The organism is Mucilaginibacter sp. GW821-FHT07H05 (assembly GCF_059418485.1).
The window spans coordinates 217,793-237,389 of record NZ_JBWKPY010000005.1 but is presented as its reverse complement, the minus strand read 5'-3'; the positions used below and the strand labels follow the sequence as shown (position 1 = coordinate 237,389).

The 19,597-nt window shown below is 46.3% G+C and carries 17 protein-coding genes; 9 read left to right on the top strand and 8 right to left on the bottom strand.

Translation table 11 applies throughout. The features are described from left to right. Positions 1-95 precede the first annotated feature (95 nt). Together AC07M6_RS15040 and AC07M6_RS15035 are read right to left on the bottom strand one after the other, a co-directional pair. Positions 96-305 (bottom strand): DUF2683 family protein, encoded by a 210-nt coding sequence (locus tag AC07M6_RS15040; RefSeq protein ID WP_494890762.1) that lies wholly within the window; start codon positions 303-305, stop codon positions 96-98. A 73-nt stretch (positions 306-378) separates the two neighbouring features. Continuing rightward, positions 379-1,044, bottom strand: a complete 666-nt coding sequence (locus AC07M6_RS15035; RefSeq protein ID WP_494890761.1) for an ACP phosphodiesterase — start codon at positions 1,042-1,044, stop codon at positions 379-381. Positions 1,045-1,207: 163 nt separating this feature from the next. Here AC07M6_RS15035 and tyrS point away from each other — a divergent pair, with 163 nt between their 5' ends. The 3 genes from tyrS (at position 1,208) to AC07M6_RS15020 (ending at position 3,597) form a co-directional block, all read left to right on the top strand. Further along, positions 1,208-2,497, top strand: coding sequence for a tyrosine--tRNA ligase (gene tyrS / locus AC07M6_RS15030; RefSeq protein WP_494890759.1), 1,290 nt, complete (start codon positions 1,208-1,210; stop codon positions 2,495-2,497). Between the two features lie 153 nt (positions 2,498-2,650). Next, positions 2,651-3,145, top strand: coding sequence for an Xre family toxin-antitoxin system antitoxin (locus AC07M6_RS15025; RefSeq protein ID WP_494890757.1), 495 nt, complete (start codon positions 2,651-2,653; stop codon positions 3,143-3,145). 2 nt (positions 3,146-3,147) lie between these two features. Continuing rightward, a complete protein-coding gene (locus tag AC07M6_RS15020) occupies positions 3,148-3,597 on the top strand; it encodes an RES family NAD+ phosphorylase (RefSeq protein ID WP_494890755.1) in 450 nt (149 codons plus the stop codon). 63 nt (positions 3,598-3,660) lie between these two features. Here the strand turns inward: AC07M6_RS15020 and AC07M6_RS15015 are convergent, their stop codons facing one another. After that, the gene (locus AC07M6_RS15015) at positions 3,661-4,737 is read right to left on the bottom strand and encodes a M20 family metallo-hydrolase (RefSeq protein ID WP_494890754.1); all 1,077 of its coding nucleotides are present in this window, start codon (positions 4,735-4,737) and stop codon (positions 3,661-3,663) included. 173 nt (positions 4,738-4,910) lie between these two features. Here AC07M6_RS15015 and AC07M6_RS15010 point away from each other — a divergent pair, with 173 nt between their 5' ends. Together AC07M6_RS15010 and AC07M6_RS15005 are read left to right on the top strand one after the other, a co-directional pair. Beyond that, complete coding sequence (locus AC07M6_RS15010; protein WP_494890753.1) at positions 4,911-5,651, top strand: PLDc N-terminal domain-containing protein; 741 nt, start codon at positions 4,911-4,913, stop codon at positions 5,649-5,651. 70 nt (positions 5,652-5,721) lie between these two features. Further along, entirely contained in the window at positions 5,722-6,390 is a 669-nt protein-coding gene (locus tag AC07M6_RS15005; protein WP_494890752.1) for a basic secretory protein-like protein, read from the top strand. Between the two features lie 167 nt (positions 6,391-6,557). On the opposite strand, the gene AC07M6_RS15000 is transcribed toward AC07M6_RS15005, so the two are convergent. From AC07M6_RS15000 to AC07M6_RS14985, 4 genes are all read right to left on the bottom strand, one after another. Beyond that, the gene (locus AC07M6_RS15000; RefSeq protein WP_494890751.1) at positions 6,558-7,349 is read right to left on the bottom strand and encodes an undecaprenyl-diphosphate phosphatase; all 792 of its coding nucleotides are present in this window, start codon (positions 7,347-7,349) and stop codon (positions 6,558-6,560) included. Positions 7,350-7,356: 7 nt separating this feature from the next. Beyond that, on the bottom strand, positions 7,357-7,614 hold the full coding sequence (locus AC07M6_RS14995) for a DUF3098 domain-containing protein (RefSeq protein WP_494890750.1): 258 nt from the start codon (positions 7,612-7,614) through the stop codon (positions 7,357-7,359). 5 nt (positions 7,615-7,619) lie between these two features. Continuing rightward, a complete protein-coding gene (locus AC07M6_RS14990; protein WP_494890748.1) occupies positions 7,620-8,498 on the bottom strand; it encodes a cell division protein FtsX in 879 nt (292 codons plus the stop codon). 197 nt (positions 8,499-8,695) lie between these two features. Then, positions 8,696-9,706, bottom strand: coding sequence for an ABC transporter ATP-binding protein (locus AC07M6_RS14985; protein WP_494890746.1), 1,011 nt, complete (start codon positions 9,704-9,706; stop codon positions 8,696-8,698). A 276-nt stretch (positions 9,707-9,982) separates the two neighbouring features. Between AC07M6_RS14985 and AC07M6_RS14980 the strand changes: the two genes are divergently transcribed. The 3 genes from AC07M6_RS14980 to AC07M6_RS14970 all read left to right on the top strand — a co-directional run bounded on the left by AC07M6_RS14980 (position 9,983) and on the right by AC07M6_RS14970 (position 15,624). After that, on the top strand, positions 9,983-11,263 hold the full coding sequence (locus AC07M6_RS14980) for a TolC family protein (protein WP_494890744.1): 1,281 nt from the start codon (positions 9,983-9,985) through the stop codon (positions 11,261-11,263). A 27-nt stretch (positions 11,264-11,290) separates the two neighbouring features. Beyond that, positions 11,291-12,388, top strand: a complete 1,098-nt coding sequence (locus tag AC07M6_RS14975) for an efflux RND transporter periplasmic adaptor subunit (RefSeq protein WP_494890742.1) — start codon at positions 11,291-11,293, stop codon at positions 12,386-12,388. A gap of 101 nt (positions 12,389-12,489) precedes the next feature. Beyond that, positions 12,490-15,624, top strand: a complete 3,135-nt coding sequence (locus AC07M6_RS14970; protein WP_494890740.1) for an efflux RND transporter permease subunit — start codon at positions 12,490-12,492, stop codon at positions 15,622-15,624. A gap of 388 nt (positions 15,625-16,012) precedes the next feature. On the opposite strand, the gene AC07M6_RS14965 is transcribed toward AC07M6_RS14970, so the two are convergent. Then, entirely contained in the window at positions 16,013-16,210 is a 198-nt protein-coding gene (locus AC07M6_RS14965) for a hypothetical protein (protein WP_494890738.1), read from the bottom strand. Between the two features lie 265 nt (positions 16,211-16,475). Here AC07M6_RS14965 and AC07M6_RS14960 point away from each other — a divergent pair, with 265 nt between their 5' ends. Beyond that, a complete protein-coding gene (locus AC07M6_RS14960) occupies positions 16,476-19,517 on the top strand; it encodes a GH92 family glycosyl hydrolase (protein WP_494890736.1) in 3,042 nt (1,013 codons plus the stop codon). The last annotated feature ends 80 nt before the right edge of the window (positions 19,518-19,597 follow it).

Below are 19,597 nucleotides of genomic sequence, written 5' to 3'. Positions count from 1 at the left end.
GTAATTCTGAAATAATTATTTCGACCTTTTGATGGATGCTTTGTTGCCCGATCTTTGAATAGCCAATAATTCTTTAGCGGCCTTGTCGGATACGATTACCCTAAATTTTCCCATAGTGTTTTGCCAGGGTCAAGGGTTATAAATTTTCCTTCTTCAACTTGTTTTTTACTTTGCTTAACCTTTTTAACAAAATCGGGGTTATATGGACTTTTCGTTGTCTCAAAATCCATTTTAAGAGCTTTAGCGAATGCTTTTAAAGCAGATAATTGCTCGTCATTTTTAGGATGAATAATCACTGTTTCCATAATACAAATTTAATGATATAATATTATAAACACCGCCAATTATACGCCTTTTGTAGATCAGGCACATTTCTGTTTAACTTAACTTCCCCTCTATCTCCTCAAAAATCTCCATAAAATCATCATGGATGCTTAAGCGATAATCTGCAATTACATTGTTCATACCGGCCTCCTGTTCGGGGGTAAATGGGTGTTGCCATACCCGCATGCAAATGCGTTTGAGGGCGTAGGCTACCTGTTCGGTATTGGTATAGGTGGCCAGGTAACGGTGCTTTTTAAAAGATTCGAAAAAAGTGAGGAATACATCAGGATTACGCAGCCCGCTAAAGCTCAAAAATTCGCGGATCACTTCTTCATCGCAACTATCCAGGTGGTTATAAAACTCATCGACGGTAATTTTATGCGTGGTGAGCAGCAGGTTATCCAGTATCAACTCAATAGCAATGTGACCTAAAAAGAAAGGCTTTACCGGCGAGCCTTCTATAACCGGGCGCAATACCTTTTTTAATCCACGACTGTGGAGAATAAAAAAACCGGACGAGTGGAAATGCCGGTCGATATCCAGGTGTTTTTGCCAGCCTTTAATAATACTGTTGATGTTATTTTGATGGTGCCGCAGTTTTTCGGGGTGAAGGATGATGTTTTTATCGGCATTTTTTAACAGGTCGGGCAGTACCGTTCCCAAAATATGGTAACAGTTATCAGATTGCCTGTCGAAGTAATAGTGCGATAAAAAATTCATAAGCCTGTTATTGCAAGATAAGGTTTGATGTGCAGATGTGCAAATGTGCAGATGGATGTAATTGGTAGATGATTTGCTTAATACTCGAATTTGCACATTTGCATATACGCACATCTGCACATTTTTATAGCTTTGCACATTCGCATATTTACACATTTGACTAATGAATTTTGTTGAGGAATTACGCTGGCGCGGCATGCTGCACGATATTATGCCGGGAACTGAAGAACTGCTGAATAAAGGTATGGTATCGGGCTATATCGGGTTTGACCCAACGGCAGATTCGTTGCACGTAGGCAGCCTGGCCCAGATCATGACCCTGATCCACTTTCAGCGCGCCGGCCATAAGCCGTTTGCCTTAGTTGGCGGCGCTACCGGTATGGTGGGCGATCCATCGGGTAAATCGGCCGAACGTAATCTGCTATCTGCCGATGCTTTGCAACATAATCTGGATGGTATTAAAGCCCAGTTAGAACGTTTCCTTGATTTTAATAGCGGTGCCAACAGCGCCCAGATGGTTAATAATTACGATTGGTTTAAGGATTTTACCTTCCTTGATTTTATCCGCGATGTGGGCAAGCACATTACTGTTAATTATATGATGGCTAAAGATTCGGTAAAGAACCGCATCAGCGGCGATACGGGCATGTCATTCACCGAGTTTAGCTACCAGTTGGTGCAGGGCTATGATTTTTATTACCTGTGGAAAAACAACAACTGCGCCCTGCAAATGGGCGGCAGCGATCAATGGGGAAATATTGTAACCGGTACCGAACTGATCCGCCGTAAGGGCGAAGGCCAGGGCGAGGCTTATGCCTTAACTACCCAGTTGATCAAAAAATCAGACGGCAGCAAATTTGGTAAAAGCGAGGGCGGCAACATCTGGCTTGATCCTGCTAAAACATCGCCTTATAAGTTTTACCAGTTTTGGCTGAACACCAGCGATGAGGATGCCAAAACCTATATCCGCATATTTACTTTATTTGATAAGGACACCATTGAAGCATTAGAGCTTGAACACGATGCCGCGCCGCATACCCGTACCTTGCAAAAGGCGCTGGCTAAAGATATTACCACCCGGGTACACGGCGAAGTAGAGTATGAGAAAGCTATTAAGGCATCCGAGTTTTTATTCGGTAATACCGATATCCTGTTTTTAAATGAACTGAATGATGCTGAAGTACTGGGTTTGTTTGACGGCGTGCCTAATTTCACCGTCAGCGCAAGCGAAATAGCTGCAGGCATCAACGTGATCGATCTGCTGGCCGAAAAGACTGCCGTGTTCCCATCAAAAGGAGAAGCCAAAAAAATGATTGCCGGTGGCGGGGTTGCCATTAATAAGACTAAACTTGGCGGGGTTGATGATGTGTTTAACACATCGCACCTGATCAATGGTAAATACCTGGTAGCGCAAAAAGGTAAAAAGAATTATTTTTTGATTGTAGCTTCTTGAGCTGAAAGCGAAAAGACCAAAGCTAAAAGCTTTAAAAATCTCCTGAACTAAATTAGCCTCTTTTACAAGAGGCTTTTTGCTTTTAGCCTTCCGCTTTAAGCTTAATTTAAAATAGATTTGCAATTACGACAAATGTGTTGTATTTTTGGATTAATGTCTGATAAAACAAAGCATATCGCCGCAAATGAAGTTAACGAACCTATGGTAGTGTATATAGCCCAGGGTGCCGATAACTCATTTTATACCCTGCTAAGCGGGGTTAAGCCTGCCCGTTTCAATACCGATTTCGATCTGTTAAAACTCACCCGCGAAGGCTTGCCTAAAAAGGTATTAACATCGCTGGCTAAAAAAATATCATTAACCCTTCAGGAGTTAGCCGATATCATGCACATTTCCGAACGTACTTTGCAACGCTACGATGATAACGCCGTGGTTAAAACGGAGTATGCCGAAAAAGCCATTGAGTTAGCCCGTTTATATACCCGCGGCCAGGAGGTTTTTGGCTCGATGGATAAATTTAAACGCTGGATGAAAACCCCGGGGCATGTTTTCCGTAACGAAACCCCTATCTCCCTTTTAGATACCTCTGTTGGTTTTGATATGGTGTTAAGGGAGTTGGGCCGTATCGAACACGGTATTTTTGCCTAAATATGTTATTATACCGTATTACCCGCTGTGTTTACGCTAACGATATGAGCGGCACCGGCGCCCGCTTATATGGCGGCCGCTGGAATAATATTGGCCGTGCGATGGTTTATACCGCTTCGTCCCGGTCGCTGGCTACTTTAGAAGCATTGGTGCATTTACCAACAGCTATTATTCCTGATGATTTTTGCCGGATCACTATTGAAGCGCCGGAAGATGTATTTGAAGCCGATATCCGCCTGTTCCCGCCCAACTGGAGTGCCTATCCTGAACCTGAAATATTAAAGCGCACTGGCGATTTCTTTCTGAAACAAAATGAACACTTGCTGATGAAAGTTCCCTCGGCCATAGTGAAAGAAGAATTCAATTACCTGATAAATCCGCTGCATCCCAAAGCAACGGAAGTAAAGATTTTAAAAAGTGAACCTTTTACGTTTGATGAACGGCTTTTTTAAGTCGTAAGTCTAAAGTCTTTAGTCCTAAGTCAAATAAGGGACTTTAGACTACAGACTTAGAACTTAAGACTTAGAACTAATGACTTCGCTCAGCATCCTGATATATAAATCAATCCCCTCCTTGATCTCGTCTACATACACAAATTCATCAGCCGTGTGCGAGCGGGCCGAATCGCCGGGGCCTACTTTAAGTGATGGAATATCCAGCAAGGACTGATCGGAAGTTGTGGGCGAGCCATAAGTAGTACGGCCCAGTTTAACACCCGCCTGTACAATGGGGTGGTTTTTATCTATAGATGACGGTTTTAACCGGATAGAGCGTGGCTTTACATCGCAGCTTACATGCTGGCGGATAATCTCTAATACTTCTTCATTACGGTAGGCGTCGGTAACACGCACATCCACGGTAAATACACAACTGGCAGGCACCACATTATGCTGCGAGCCTGCATTGATAATGGTTACCGACATTTTTATACGGCCAAATGCTTCCGATTCCTTAGGGAATTGATAGGTACGGAACCACTCGATATCCTTTAAAGCTTTGTAAATAGCATTCTCGCCTTCCTCGCGGGCGGCATGCCCGGCTTTTCCATGGGTGGTGCAATCCAATACCATTAATCCACGTTCGGCTATGGCCAGCTGCATCAGGGTAGGTTCGCCTACTATGCCAAATTCCAGTTCGCCCAGTTCGGGAATAATCAGTTCCAGTCCGTTTATCCCCGAGATCTCTTCTTCGGCTGTGGTGGCCAGGCAAAGGTTATATTGCAGATCTTCCCGGTTATAAAAGTACAGGAAGGTCATGATCAGGGATACCAAACACCCGCCGGCATCATTACTCCCCAAGCCAAATAGTTTACCATCCTCAATAGCCGCGTCATAAGGGTCGCGGGTGTAGCCCGAATTAGGCTTAACCGTATCATGGTGCGAGTTAAGTAATATGGTAGGCTTAGCGGCATCGAAATACCTGTTCCGGGCCCAAATGTTATTCAGCTTCCGTTGGGTTTTAATACCCTGCTGCTGCAAAAATTGTTCTATTACACCGGCAGTTTTATCTTCCTCCTTGCTAAAGGACGGGATACGGATCAATTGCTGTAATAAACTTATCGCCTGCTGATGTAAATGGTTAATGTCGGTCATATATCAATCGGCTGTAAAAATAAGGCTTTTTTGTGAACAGGAGATGAAGCTATTGTTAATTGCAAATAACACAGGATTAACATGACAATCATCTTGTTAAACTATTGATGGATTGCATCATTTTTTTATTTTTGAGTAAAATATTATCAGTTTAAAGGCCAGTCACAATTTGTATGTTTTTTTCGGGCAATTACATTTATTATATCACAGTTGCCATACAGGTGTTCTGCGGCATACACTGTTTAAAACGGGGTAAGCAAGGCTGGCTATGGATCATCATATTTTTACCTATGGTAGGCAGCCTGATCTACTTTTTTATGGAGATACTACCATCCGGCCGTATCAGCGCGCCGCGGGTTGATGTAGCGGCAATTGTTAATCCCGGCGGCAAGATTAAAAAACTGGAAGAGAACCTGCGCTTTACCGATACCTTTAATAACCGGGTGCTTTTAGCCGATGCCTACATGGAATCGGGGCAAACCGAAAAAGCTGTTGAACTATATGAAAGTAGCCGGACCGGCGCTTTTAGCGAGAACGAGCATGTATTGGCGCAACTCATTATCGCTTACTATAAACTGCAACGTTACGCCGATGCCATTAATATTGCCGGTAAACTATACAGGCAGCCGCAGTTTATACGCTCGCAGGCGCATTTGTTTTATGCGTTGTCGTTAGAAAATGCCGGTCAGCCGGATAAAGCCGAGGCCGAATTTAAAGCCATGCAGGGCCGTTATTCTTATTACGAGCAGCGTTACCAGTACGGTATGTTTTTGCGGAGGGCCGGGCGTAATGAAGATGCCGAAAAAGTATTTATGACCATGCTGGAAGAAGAGGCCCACCTGAGCGCTATGGAACGCAAAAGCGCCCGTACCTGGTGCGCCAAAGCCCGGGCCGAATTAAAGACGATTGTTTAATTTCTCCTTACTATATTCTTCCTGTTACAAACAATCGTTTTTTAGCTATAAAACTTACATTTGCGGCACTATGAAGAAACACATTTTATGCGCAATTGCCGTATTGTTTACGCTGGCGGTATCGGCACAGCAAACTACCACTTACAAAAAGAAAGGCTATACGCTCATTTATTCAAACAACGATGCTACGCTTGATAGCGCGCTGCAACAAAAACTGATTAAAACCTTTTTTGAGGTATATCCTAAACTGGCTAAAGAATACAATAAGCAAACCGACAAAGTAGTTTACCTGATGCTGGATACCACTTATAAAGGAGTGGCCGCTACCGGCAATGCGCATGTACGTGTTAGCCCTAAATGGATGCACCAGCACCCGGAAGATATTGATGTGATTACACACGAGGTAATGCATATTGTACAAAACTATGGCAATAGTGTAGGCCCGGGATGGTTGACCGAAGGTATTGCCGATTATGCACGCAACCAGTTTGGAGTAAACAATCCCGCTGCAAAATGGAGTTTGGGCGAATATAAGGCCGGGCAGCATTATAGCAACAGCTACCGTATTACCGCCCGCTTTTTACTTTGGATAGAAACTAAAATTAAACCCGGTATAGTTAAAGAACTGGATAAGCAAATGCGTGATCATACTTATACCGATGCGGTGTGGGCTAATCAAACCAATAAAACGCTGGATGAGCTTTGGAAGGCTTACGTGGATAACCCGGCGTTGAATTGATCTGTGGGCAAGATGGTAATTTAACCACAAAGAACACAGAGATATGCGTGGTTGTTAAATCACAAAGAACACAAAGCCTTTAATTATTAGGATGTTTGTAGGCCACAAAGGCTTCGTGCTCTCTGTGAAAATCTTTGTGGCCTTTGTGGTTAAATTCTACCTAATATCTATGCGGCAAAATGCCCGGTAAAATAAAGGGCGATAATAGCAATACCCACTACTATCCTGTAAATACCAAACAGGCGGAAGCCTTTTTTCTCCAGGAAGGTAATAAAACTGCGGATGGCCAGCATGGCTACGATAAAGGCAACCACATTACCAACGATCAATAGTTTAACCTGGTCGCCGGTGAACATATGCTCGTGGGTTTTATGGAAGTCGTACAGTTCTTTCAGCGTGGCGCCAAGCATAGTAGGCACAGCTAAAAAGAAGGAAAACTCGGCGGCGGCCGTCCGGGTTAATTTTTGGCTCATACCGCCAACAATAGTAGCTGCCGAACGTGATACCCCCGGCACTACAGCCAGGCACTGGAAAAAGCCGATTTTTAAGGCCGTTAAATAGCTGATATTTTTCTCTTCGTTAACATTGGCCCGGTTAAACCATTGATCAACAAAAAGCAGCACTATACCACCTATTAATAACGAGAAAGCTACCACAAGCGGGCTCTCCAATAACTCGTTAATTTTTGATTTAAACAGTACGCCAACAATAACCGCGGGCAGTACGCCCACCACTAATTTGAAGTAAAAATCGATACTGCGGAAAAAGCGTTTAAAGTAAAGCACTACTACCGATAGGATAGCGCCCAACTGGATCACCACTTCAAACAGTTTTACAAATTCATCGGTACCAATACCCATAACGGCGCTGGCAATTACCATGTGGCCGGTTGATGATACAGGTAAAAACTCCGTCAACCCCTCAATAATAGCAAGGATGACCGCATGGAAAATAGTCATGCTTTATTTAAGATTTGGTTACCGGTTTTTTTAAGATGGCATAAAAGCCAAGGCCGAAACCCGCCAATACTACTAAGGGGGCTATTACAATTTTTGCAGTGCTGTAAATATCTGTTTTGCCGCTCATAATCACAAAGCCGATGGCCACTATCAATACACTGATAGCGATTAAAGTATAATTGCTTTTGTTGTAAAGGAAATTTACCGGTTCGTTATCGGTAGTGGTTTTTGCAGCCGCGGCGGGCCGGGTATATTTTTGTGCCATATATTTTATCTGTATAAACTAACCATTTTTGAACGTAAGAATTTGCTTACCGCAAGGTAAGTGCTAAAGCCGGATATAAAGATGCCCAGACCTATTACCACTAAAAATACCAGGCCAAACTCGGCATAGTTTTGCAATACCACCAGTTCGGGCAGGGTTTTGTTGGCCAGGTACAGGGTTCCCATTAATATAATAATAGCTATCAGCGCGCCTAACAGGCCATGCCATATACCATATAATAAAAATGGCTTGCGGATAAACGACCGTGTGGCCCCAACCAATTGCATCGATTTAATTAAAAAGCGTTGCGAGTAAATAGCCAGACGGATGGTATTATTAATAAGCCCTACCGATACCACCACAAATATGGCGGCAAAAGCCAGTATCACTAAGGTAATGGATGCCAGGTTCTCGTTCATCTTATCAACTAACGATTGCTGGTATTTCACCTCTTTAACAATGGGATTGCTCAGCAGCTGGTTTTTTAATTTGGTAATGTCTTTATTATTAGCGTAATCGGCTTTCAGGTAAACATCGATGGATTGCGATAGGGGGTTATAACCCAAAAATTTCACAAAATCTTCGCCCAGGTCTTTTTGCAGGTTAATAGCGGCTATTTCCTTGCTTACATACAGCGATTGCTTTACCATGGGATTGTTCTCCAACTGGCGCTGTAATTGCACCACATCGGCTTCGCGGGCGCTCTCGTCCACAAATATGTTCACCACAATATTTTCCTTAACGTATTTAGACAGGTTATTGGCGTGTACCAATATCAAACCTAATAGCCCTATCATCAATAAAACCATGGCAATGCCAAATACCGTTGATATGTAAATGGTCTTGGTTTTTTTTGCCGATTCGCTTGCTTCAAATTCTTCCATAACTGTCTTATTGGATCGCGAAAATAAGAAACCCTGCATAAAGGTAAAACTTTATGTGTGATTATTATATGAAGATGCCGGCTTTAACAAAATTTAACGTGTGAATGTGCAGATGTGCGAGTATGCAGATGTGCAAATGATCGAATAAGTTAAGAATTAAAAAACACTTATCATCTGCACATCCGCACATCTGCATATTAACGCATGAACTTGCCAAACTCGTGGTACCTGCGGATGCTGATACTCACCTTATTGCCCACTTTATACCTTCCCTTGGCCATGTTCAGCACACGCACCTGCACCTTCTTTTGCTCTACGATCAGTTCTTCATAAACACCCTTAAACAGCACCTTATTCACCACCCAGCCATTGGCCAGGCCTTTGCTTATCTTAATATCTTCGGCATAAACCACTACGCTACCACGGCGCGATGCAATACCGCAAACCCTGGCCTGTGCCGGGGTTAGCAGCGTGCAACTGGCCAGTATCAGTGCCGTATACAGCAATTTGGGCTCTTTGTACAATTCTTCGGCGCTGCCGCTTTCTACAATTTCACCTTCTTTAATAACGATCAGCTGATCGGCCATACTCAGCAGTTCGGCCGGGTCATGCGATACCAGTATCGCGGTTACGCCTTGTTTGGTGACGATATTGCGGATATCCTGCTGCAGGCTTTCGCGGTAGCGGGCATCCACCTGGTTAAAAGGCTCGTCCAGCAGCAGCACTTCGGGCAAACTGATCAACGCTTTGGCAATGGTTACCCTTTGTTTTTCTCCGCCGCTTAGTTTACTAAAAATCTGGTCGTGCAGGTGCTGTATGCTCCAGCTATTCAGGGCTTCCGTTACTTTTTTGGTTTCGTAATGCAGGTCGCTGTCTGATAAGCCGGCTTTTACGTTTTCCCAAACGGTGGCATTCAGATCCATCTCGTAATGGTCCTGCGTCAGGAATTTAATACTGCGGTGCACATCCTGCCGGGCATTTTCGCGGTCGGGCAATAACTCCTGGTGAAAAAACACATCGCCCGAATCGGGCACCATCTTCCCGGCCAGCAGGTTTAGCAGGGTAGTTTTGCCGCTGCCGCTTTCGCCCACAATGGCGGTGATCTTCCCGCGGGGGATAAACAAGGTAATATTATTAACGCCGGAAGATTTATTCCCAAAAAAGTTTTTGGTGATGGAAATGGTTTCCAGTATCAGTTCATCTTTCATTGTGCCTGGCCGGTATTTATCGCATGCCGAAACTATAAAAGATTATCGGGGTATAAAAATGTGGTTTTAATTATTTTAAAGTTCCCGGCGTTATGGAAATAGTGAGCCCACGGAGAGCGGGGTTAATGTGCAGGCAACACAAGAATTTATAAAACGGAGACCGCCATAGGCAAGCCATCATTTTTTACCAATAACTCCATTACGTGTACATTTTACACTTCATAAAAACTTCATACTGATTATCAATTTTTGTAGGGTAGAATTGATTAAACTCCGATGCTCAAACAAAAAATAAGAATAGGATTATTCTGTGGGCTTGCTATTGCCCTAACCCAGGCGGCCAATGCGCAAACAGATACGCTAAGGCTCAATTTCCAGGATGCTGAAAAGCAGTTTTTGCAAAATAACCTGGCCCTGCTGGCGCAGAAATACAGTATAGAAGCCAGTAAAGCCATGGTAGATCAGGCCAAACTGTGGGATAACCCGGTTTTAAGCACCGATCAGAACATTTATGATGGCGGCAGCAAAAAGTTCTTTTACCACAACAACAACTTAGGCGAGGGACAAGTATTTGTGCAGCTAAGCCAGGTTTTCCAAACTGCCGGTAAACGCGGCAAGCAAGTGCAGGTGGCTAAGGACGATGCCCGGGTACAGGAAGCCCAGTTTAACGATCTGATGCGTAACCTGCGCTATAATCTGCAACTGGATTTTAGTCAGCTGGCTACGCTGATTGAACAGGGCAAGGTTTATCAGAACGAGATCTCATCAGCTACCAACCTGGTGAATGCGATTCAAAAATCGTACGATGCGGGGAATACCTCGATGAAGGACCTGATCCGCCTTAAGGCCCTCCTGTTCGGCCTGCAAAACGATATGGTAGAGAACAGCAAACAGATCAACGACCTGCAAACCGAATTGAAAACGCTGCTGCAAACTAAGGAAACTACCTTTGTATCCCCTATAATCAATGATGCGGCCGATAAAAGTGTAACGCTGGATATCCCCGCGCTGATAGAGCAGGCCAAGGCCAACCGCGCCGATTATCTGGGCAACCAATACCAGCTGGCATCGGCTACGCATAACCTTACGTTACAAAAAGCTATGGCATCGCCCGATGTGACCATTGGCGTAGCTTACGACAAAAACAGCAGCTATGCCCCTAATTATTACGGTTTACAGATTGGCTTGCCCCTACCCTTTTTTAACCGCAACCAGGGCAATATCAAATCGGCTAAGTATAATATGATGAGCCAGGAGACTGTGGTGAAGGATAACGAAAGCCGTCTGAAGAACGATGTGGTAGCGGCCGTGAACCAGTATAATCTCAATCAGCAATTATTCAGCACCCAGCAAACCGCTTTTAACGATCAGTACGATAAGCTGTACAAAAGTATGCTGAAAAGCTTTCAGGAAAGGCAGATAGGCCTGATTGAGTTTGTCGACTTTTTTGATACTTATAAGGATACCAAGCTGAAGATATTACAGCAGCAATACAACCTGCAAAAAGCCATTGCCGATCTCAACTTCGCTACCGGCACAACCGTAATTAAACCCTAATCTAAACGCCCCATAATATAACACACAATGAAAAAAGAAATGATCCTGGCCGGCATATCCGCAGTACTTTGCCTGACGGCCTGCCACGAGAAAAAACAGGAAGATACCGGCAGCAAAGCCGTTTGCATCAGCGATTCGCTGGCGAAGATGATCACTATCGATACCGCCAAAACCACCACCATGAAGGATGAGTTAAGTCTTTCGGGCGAGGTATCCAGCGATGATAATAACGTGGTAAAGGTATTCCCCTTCAGCAGCGGTCAGGTGATCGATGTAAAAGTTTCGCTGGGCGATAAGGTGAGCAAGGGCCAAACCCTGGCGGTCATGCGCAGCGCCGACGTGGCTGGTAATTATACCGATCTGTCGTCCACCAATTCCGATCTGGCCATTGCCAAACGCCAGCTTGACCAGGCCGAATACCTGTACAAAAACGGCATCAGCAGCGAGCGGGATTATACCGAGGCTAAGGAAAACTACAACAAAGCGGTATCGGCTAACCGCAAGGTAAAATCGGCCTTGTCTATTAACGGCGGCGGTAATACCAACGAGAACGGCATGCTGGTGATCAAAGCGCCCGAAAGCGGCTATATCATCGAAAAGAATATTACCGCCGGTAGCTTTATCCGCCAGGATAATAATGGCAGCATGTTCACCATCAGCAATATGAAGGATGTGTGGATCTGGGCCAACGTGTTCGAGAGCGATATCAGCAAGGTAAAGGTGGGTTATAATGCCCGGGTAACTACCATCGCCTATCCCGGCAAGGTTTTTTCAGGTAAGGTGAATGAGGTAAGCTCGGTGCTTGATCCGGATAACAAGGTCATGAAGATCAAGATTGCCCTGCCCAACCCCGATATGCTGCTGAAACCCGAGATGTTCACCAACGTAGTGATCACCAATAACGAGAACCGGCAATCGGTATCGGTACCGGCTAAGGCCATTGTGTTTGACAGCAGCAAGAACTATGTGGTGGTTTATAACAGCAAATGCGACCTGAAAGTACGCGAGGTAAGCGTAATAAAAACCGTGGATGATGTAACCTATATCGGCAGCGGCCTGCAACCCGGCGATAAGGTGATCTCCAAAAACCAGCTCTTGCTTTACGATGCGCTAACGGCTGATTAAGTCGGAAGTCCTGAGATTTAAGTCTGAAGTCGGTAATAACGGACTAATGACTTTTGACTAACGACTAACGACCATTGACTTATAACTAATGACCAACAAAGATGAACAAGTTCATTAAAAATATTATCTATTTCTCGCTCAGGCACCGCTACTTCGTGTTCTTTATGACCGCCATTCTGGTGGTGATCGGGGTATGGAGCTACAGCAATACGCCAATTGAGACCTTCCCCGACGTAACCAATACGCAGATCATCATCATAGCCCAATGGCCCGGCCGCAGCGCCGAGGAGGTGGAGAAATTTATCACCATCCCGATAGAAACGGTGCTCAATTCGGTACAAAAAAAATCAAACCTGCGCACTACATCGGCCTTTGGCTTATCGTACACCCGCATTATTTTTGATGACGATGTAGACGATGCCTTTGCCCGCCAGCAGGTATTAAGCCGCCTGGCCAATGCCGACCTGCCCGATGGTGTGAAACCCGAAATTGAGCCGCCTTATGGCCCTACCGGCGAGATCTACCGCTACACGCTGAAAAGCAAAACCAAATCCCTGCATGAGCTGACCGCCATACAGGATTGGATATTGGACCGCCAGTTTAAATCGGTACCCGGCGTGGCCGATGTGAACAGCTTTGGCGGCGAGGAAAAAAGCTATGAGGTGAGCGTGAACCCCGCTTTGCTGCAAAAGTATAACCTGACATCGCTGGATGTGTTTACCGCCATTAACCGCAGCAATATTAACGTGGGCGGCGATGTGATAGAAAAGAACGACCAGGCTTATGTGGTGCGCGGCATCGGGTTGATCGGTAATGTGGACGAGATCAGGAACATCATCATCAAAAACGTAAATAATGTGCCTATCCTGGCTAAAGACGTAGCAGACGTGCACGAAGCAGGCCTGCCGCGTTTGGGACAAGTTAGCCGCGATAAGCAAAAAGATGTAATTGAGGGCATCATCGTAATGCGCAAGGGCGAAAACCCGGCCGAGGTACTGGAGCGTGTGCGCGATAAGGTGAAAGACCTGAACCAGAACGTACTGCCCAAGGATGTAAAGATCGACACCTTTTACGACCGTACCAACCTGATGGATTTTTGTACCGAAACGGTGATCCATAACCTGCTGGAGGGCATTGTGCTGGTAACCGTTATTGTGTTCCTCTTTATGGCCGACTGGCGCACTACCTTAACCGTAGCTATCATTATCCCCCTGGCCTTACTGTTTGCCTTTATTTGTATGCGGATAAAAGGCATGAGCGCCAACCTGCTCAGCATGGGGGCGGTCGACTTTGGGATCATTATAGATGGCGCCGTGGTGATGGTAGAGGGCATTTTTGTAGCGCTTGACCATAAAGCCAAAGAGGTAGGCATGCAAAAGTTTAACGGCCTGGCTAAACTGGGCTTGTTTAAAAACGTGGGTGCCGAAATGGGCAAGGCCATCTTCTTCTCCAAGCTGATCATCATCACCTGCCTGATCCCCATCTTCGCTTTCCAGAAGGTGGAGGGTAAGATGTTCTCTCCGCTGGCTTATACACTGGGTTTTGCCTTGTTAGGCGCTTTGATCTTTACACTCACCTTAGTGCCTGCCTTATCCAGTATCCTGTTGAGGAAGAATGTGAGGGAAAAACATAACCCTGTGGTTAATTTCTTTGAAAACGGCGTTAAGCGGATGTTCAGCTTTACTTATCGTAACCAAAAGCTGAGTTTGCTGGTGGCGATAGCCTTTATGGCGCTTACATTCTTCTCTGCACGCTTTTTAGGTTCGGAGTTTTTGCCCGATCTGAATGAAGGTGCACTTTGGGTAGAAGCCGAACTGCCCATGAGCGTATCGCTGCCCGAAGCCGAAAGCATTAACCAAAAGATGATGCAGATATTGGAGAAATTCCCCGAGGTGAAGCAAACGCTGGCACAGGTGGGCCGCACCAACGACGGTACCGACCCTAAGGGTTTCTTTGATGTACAGATCCAGGTGGACCTGAAGAATAAGAAAGAATGGCCCAAAGGCGTTTCCGGCGATGACCTGATAGACCAGATGGACGCGCAGCTGACCAAAATACCGGGAGCCGTATTTAACTACTCGCAGCCCATTCGCGATAACGTAGAGGAAGCCGTGGCGGGGGTAAATGCCGCCCTGGCGGTGAAGATCTTCGGCCCGGACTTTAAGGTACTGGATGAAAAAGCCGACGAAGTGCTCCGTGTATTGAAAACCGTGAAAGGCGTGGATGACCTGGGCGTACTGCGTAATTTAGGCCAGCCCGAGTTTAGGATAGAGCTGGACCAGCGGAAGATGGCCTTGTACGGCGTATCTACTGCCGATGCCAACGCCGTAATAGAGATGGCCATAGGCGGTAAAGCCGCTACGGAACTGTACGAAGGCGAGCGCCATTTTGATATCCGCGTACGCTATCAAAAGGATTTCAGGGATACACAGGATAAGATCGAAAACCTGATGGTGCCTACGCTTAACGGATCGAAAATAGCCATTAAGGAGATTGCCCAAATAAAAACCATTACTGGTCCGGCATTTATTTACCGCGACAATAATACCCGCCACATTGCCGTAAAATTCAGTAACCGCGGGCGCGATCTGGGCAGCACCATTGCCGAAGCGCAGGCCAAGGTAGCGCGTATGGTACATTTAGACCAGGGTTATACCATTGCCTGGGCGGGCGAGTTTGAAAACCAAACCCGCGCATCAAATACCCTGGCACACGTAGTGCCTATCTGTTTATTGGTGATCTTCCTTATCCTGTTCATCACCTTTGGTAACGTAAAGGATGCCTCGCTGGTGATATTGAACGTGCCTTTTGCCCTCATCGGCGGGATCCTGGCCCTGCATATTACGGGGATCAACTTTAGCATATCGGCAGGGATTGGCTTTATTGCCCTGTTTGGGGTATGTATCCAAAACGGAGTGATCCTGATATCAGTGTTCCGCAAAAACCTGGAAGCCGGTATGCATTTGGACGAGGCCATACTGGAAGGTGTGGTCTCGCGTGTGCGCCCTGTAGTAATGACCGCCCTGATGGCCGCCATAGGCCTGATGCCCGCCGCCATATCAACCGGTATAGGCAGCGAAACACAGAAGCCCCTGGCTGTAGTTGTAATTGGCGGATTGGTGACCTCCACCATCCTTACGCTGTTGCTGCTGCCGGTTATTTACGCTATGGTGTACAAACTCATCCATCGCAGGGAAAACCGCAAATTACTGAAGCGGATAGGCGCCGTTAGATAGCCCCCTTACCCCCTTAAGGGGGAAATTTATACCGCAGAGGCACAATTCGTTGTGCCTCTTTTTTTGTGTCTTATATTTACAATTTGTCATTGCGAGGAGCAAACGAGGACTTTGTGTGATGAGGCGACGTGGCAATCTCGTCGCTTTTAAACTACCTACGAGATTGCCACGCTATCGCTCGCAATGACGTGTTTGTTTTTGATTCCCCTCTTGAGAGGGGGCGCGTTGGAAAGTGTAGTGGCAGGGGTGTGTCCTAACCGAATTGCATATCGCCAAAAGGACACACCCCTCCACCCCTCTCAAGAGGGGAATCGCACAAACCCCGCTTCCCATATCATGTACACCTTTAAAGTCCCGCCGGGCTTTGATAACCCGCAATCACAAAAACCTACTTAAAATACGATAACGGTATCGTCTTCCACATGCCGTGGGCAAGGTGGCCGATAAGCAGTTCGTACATGAGGTATACCGGCCAGAAGATCCAGCTTAACAGCAGGATGATCAGCGAATGGTTGTAGTACCAGCTTACCATCATAGCGTAAATGCCTAAGAACAGGTAAAGCAGGCTCGAATCTCTATTTTTCATAATTACGGGGTATGATATACTAACAAAGTTAAATAATTGCTTCAAGATTTAACCACAAAGCACACAAAGGGAAAAATCACAAAGGCCACAAAGTAAACGAAATAGTAAGTATATAGTTTGCGTACTGCCTTTGTGTTCTTTGTGTAAACCTTTGCGCCCTTTGTGGTTAAATTACCACCATGCAGCCCGCCAACAATTTTATTACCCAAAAACAACAATAAAGCCTTAATTTGCGTTTATTAAAAAGCTTTAAAATAACCTGTTAATGAAGTTCTTATTCCGTTTTATTTTACCTGTGGCCGTGGGCTGTTTAACGCTGCCGGCGCTGGCACAAAAAAAGGTGGATAATACCCCCAATGTAAATGTATTTTTAGGCACAGGCGGTCATGGCCACACCTACCCCGGGGCAGTGGTTCCGTTTGGGATGGTGCAGTTAAGTCCAGATACCCGTTTAGAAGGCTGGGATGGCTGCTCGGGTTACCATTATACCGATACCGTGGTTTACGGTTTCTCGCATACGCACCTGAGCGGTACCGGCATTGCCGACTATGCCGACATCCTGTTTATGCCTACCACCGGCGAGCCAAAGCTGCTGAATACCGAATACCGTTCGGGCTTTAAAAAGAAGAACGAGACAGGCCAGCCCGGCTACTATAAAACCAAACTGGATAAATATAACATCGGCGTGGAACTGACGGCTACCACCCGTGTAGGCGTGCACCGTTACGATTACCCAAGCACCCCCCAGGCCAATATTATCATCGACCTGAAACATCGCGACAACGTAATAGAATCGTGGGTGGAGATGGTGAGTAACCACGAGGTGAAGGGATTCCGCCGGTCGCGCTCATGGGCTAAAGATCAGTATGTATATTTCTACGCCAAGTTCAGCAAGCCTTTTAAAAGCTACAGCATTGCCTTGGATGATCAGCCGCAGGACGGCAAAACCAGGGTTGAAGGCAAAAATGTGAAGATGGTGCTGGTGTTTGACAATCCCGGCGAGGTGATCAGCAAGGTTGGCATCTCATCTGTAAGCACCGACGGCGCTTTAAAGAACCTGGATACCGAGGTACCCGACTTCGACTTTAAAAAGGTACAAAAGGATGCCCATAACCTGTGGATGAACGAACTGGCCAAGATCCAGGTAGAAGGCGGCGCGCCGCCGCAATCGCAGTCGGTGCAGAACGCGCAGAACAGCTACGGTGGCTACAACCCTTATGGTGGCTACAACCCCAACCCTAACCAGCGGGTTAAACCGGTGTTTATAGATTACGGCAAGATCAAACGCACTATCTTTTATACCGCCCTTTACCATAGTATGCTGGCCCCTAATGTGTATAACGATGTGGATGGACAATACCGCGGCATGGATCAAAAAGTGCATACAGCTAACGGCTTTAACTACTATACCATCTTTAGTTTGTGGGATACCTATCGCGCCGAGCATCCGCTGCTATCCCTGATCGATAAAAAACGCACGCTCGATTTCATCAAGACCTTTTTAGCTATGTATGATGATGGCGGCCTGCTGCCCGTATGGCCGGTAGGATCATCCGAGACGTATTGCATGGTGGGTAACCACAGTATCCCTGTAATTGTAGATGCCTATGCCAAAGGTGTGCGCGATTTTAATACCGACAAGGCCCTGCGCGCCATGAAGGAAGCGGTGAACCGTAACCAGTTCGGTTTAGATTCGTACAAAAAGAACGGTGTGGTTTTGGCCGATGATGAGCACGAATCGGTATCGAAAACCCTGGAGTATGCTTTTGACGATTGGTGCATTGCCCAGTTTGCCAAAATGCTGGGTAAGCAGCAGGATTATGCCGAATATATTCAGCGCGCGCAGTACTGGAAAAATCAGTACAATAATCAAAACGGCTTTATGCAGGCCCGCGTTAACGGCGGCTGGTTCCTGCCCTTTGAGCCTACCGAAGTAAACAATAATTACACCGAAGGCAATGCCTGGCAATATGCCTTTTTGGTTCCGCACGATGAGGAAACTCTGATGGCAAAAATGGGCGGCAAGGAAAAATTTGAAGCCAAGTTGGACGAACTGTTTACCACCAGCAGCAAGCTAAGCGGCCGCGAGCAGGCTGATATTACCGGCCTGATTGGTCAGTATGCCCATGGTAACGAGCCGAGCCACCACATGGCCTACCTGTATAACTTTACCGACGACCCTACCAAAACCCAGCTGTATCTGAGCAAAATTATGAAGGAACAGTACAAGGACGGTCCGGATGGTTTGGCCGGTAACGAGGACTGCGGACAAATGTCGGCCTGGTATGTGATGAGCGCTTTGGGGATCTATAACCTAAGTCCCGGTCAGCAGCAGTTTATGGTAGGTTTGCCACAGTTTGATAAGGCGGTGATCAGCCTGGAGAACGGGAAGAAGTTTACCATTACCAATAGCGCCGTATCGCAAAACAACATTTATATGCAGGGTATGAACCTTAACAAAAAACCCTACAACAAGCTCTATATTGATTACGATGATATGGCCAAAGGCGGCGATTTTGAATACTTTGCGGGCCGGCTGCCAAACCGCCTGTTTGTGCAGGAACTGGAGAAACCAACCAGCAAGGTAACCGATAACCTGATTGTCCCTAACCCATACTTTACCGGGGGCAGCCGCACCTTTAAGGATAACACCACGGTTACCATTAACAGCAGCGGGGATGGAGATCGGCTCTACTATACTACCGATGGCAGCATGCCAACTGCCGCGTCTACCTTGTACACCGCTCCGGTTACCGTCAGCGCTACAACTACCATCAAAGCCATTGCCGTTAAGGATGGCAAAAGCAGTAAGGTAAACGCAGGCACCTTCACCAAAACCAAGGGCGATGCCAAGTTGAGTTTGATCAACAAATACCTGCCTAACTATGCCGCCGAAGGTCAGGACGCTTTGATTGACGGCCTGCATGGTACCACCAACTGGCGCTTAGGCAACTGGCAGGGCTACCAGGGGAAGGATTTAGTTGCCATACTGGATATGGGCGCGGTGAAACCCATTAAGCAGGTCAGCATCACCACCCTGCAGGATTCCCGCTCGTGGATCGTGTTCCCCCGGTATGTACAGTACCAGGTATCCGACGACGGCCAAACCTACCGCGATGTTACCCGTGTAGATACCAAAACCGATATTAAAGACGAAACCATCGCCACCCAAACCTATACCGGCGCGCTCAACACCCGCGCCCGTTATATTAAGCTCATTGCCAAACAATACGGCCCCCTGCCCGATTGGCACGAAAGCAAGGGCAGCCCGAGTTATATTTTCGCGGATGAAATAGTGGTGGAGTAGTTATTGGTCATTGAGTCATTACGCTGCGCTGTCATTGGGTCATTAGCTTGTCGCATGGTTAACCAGCCCGTTTTTTGAAA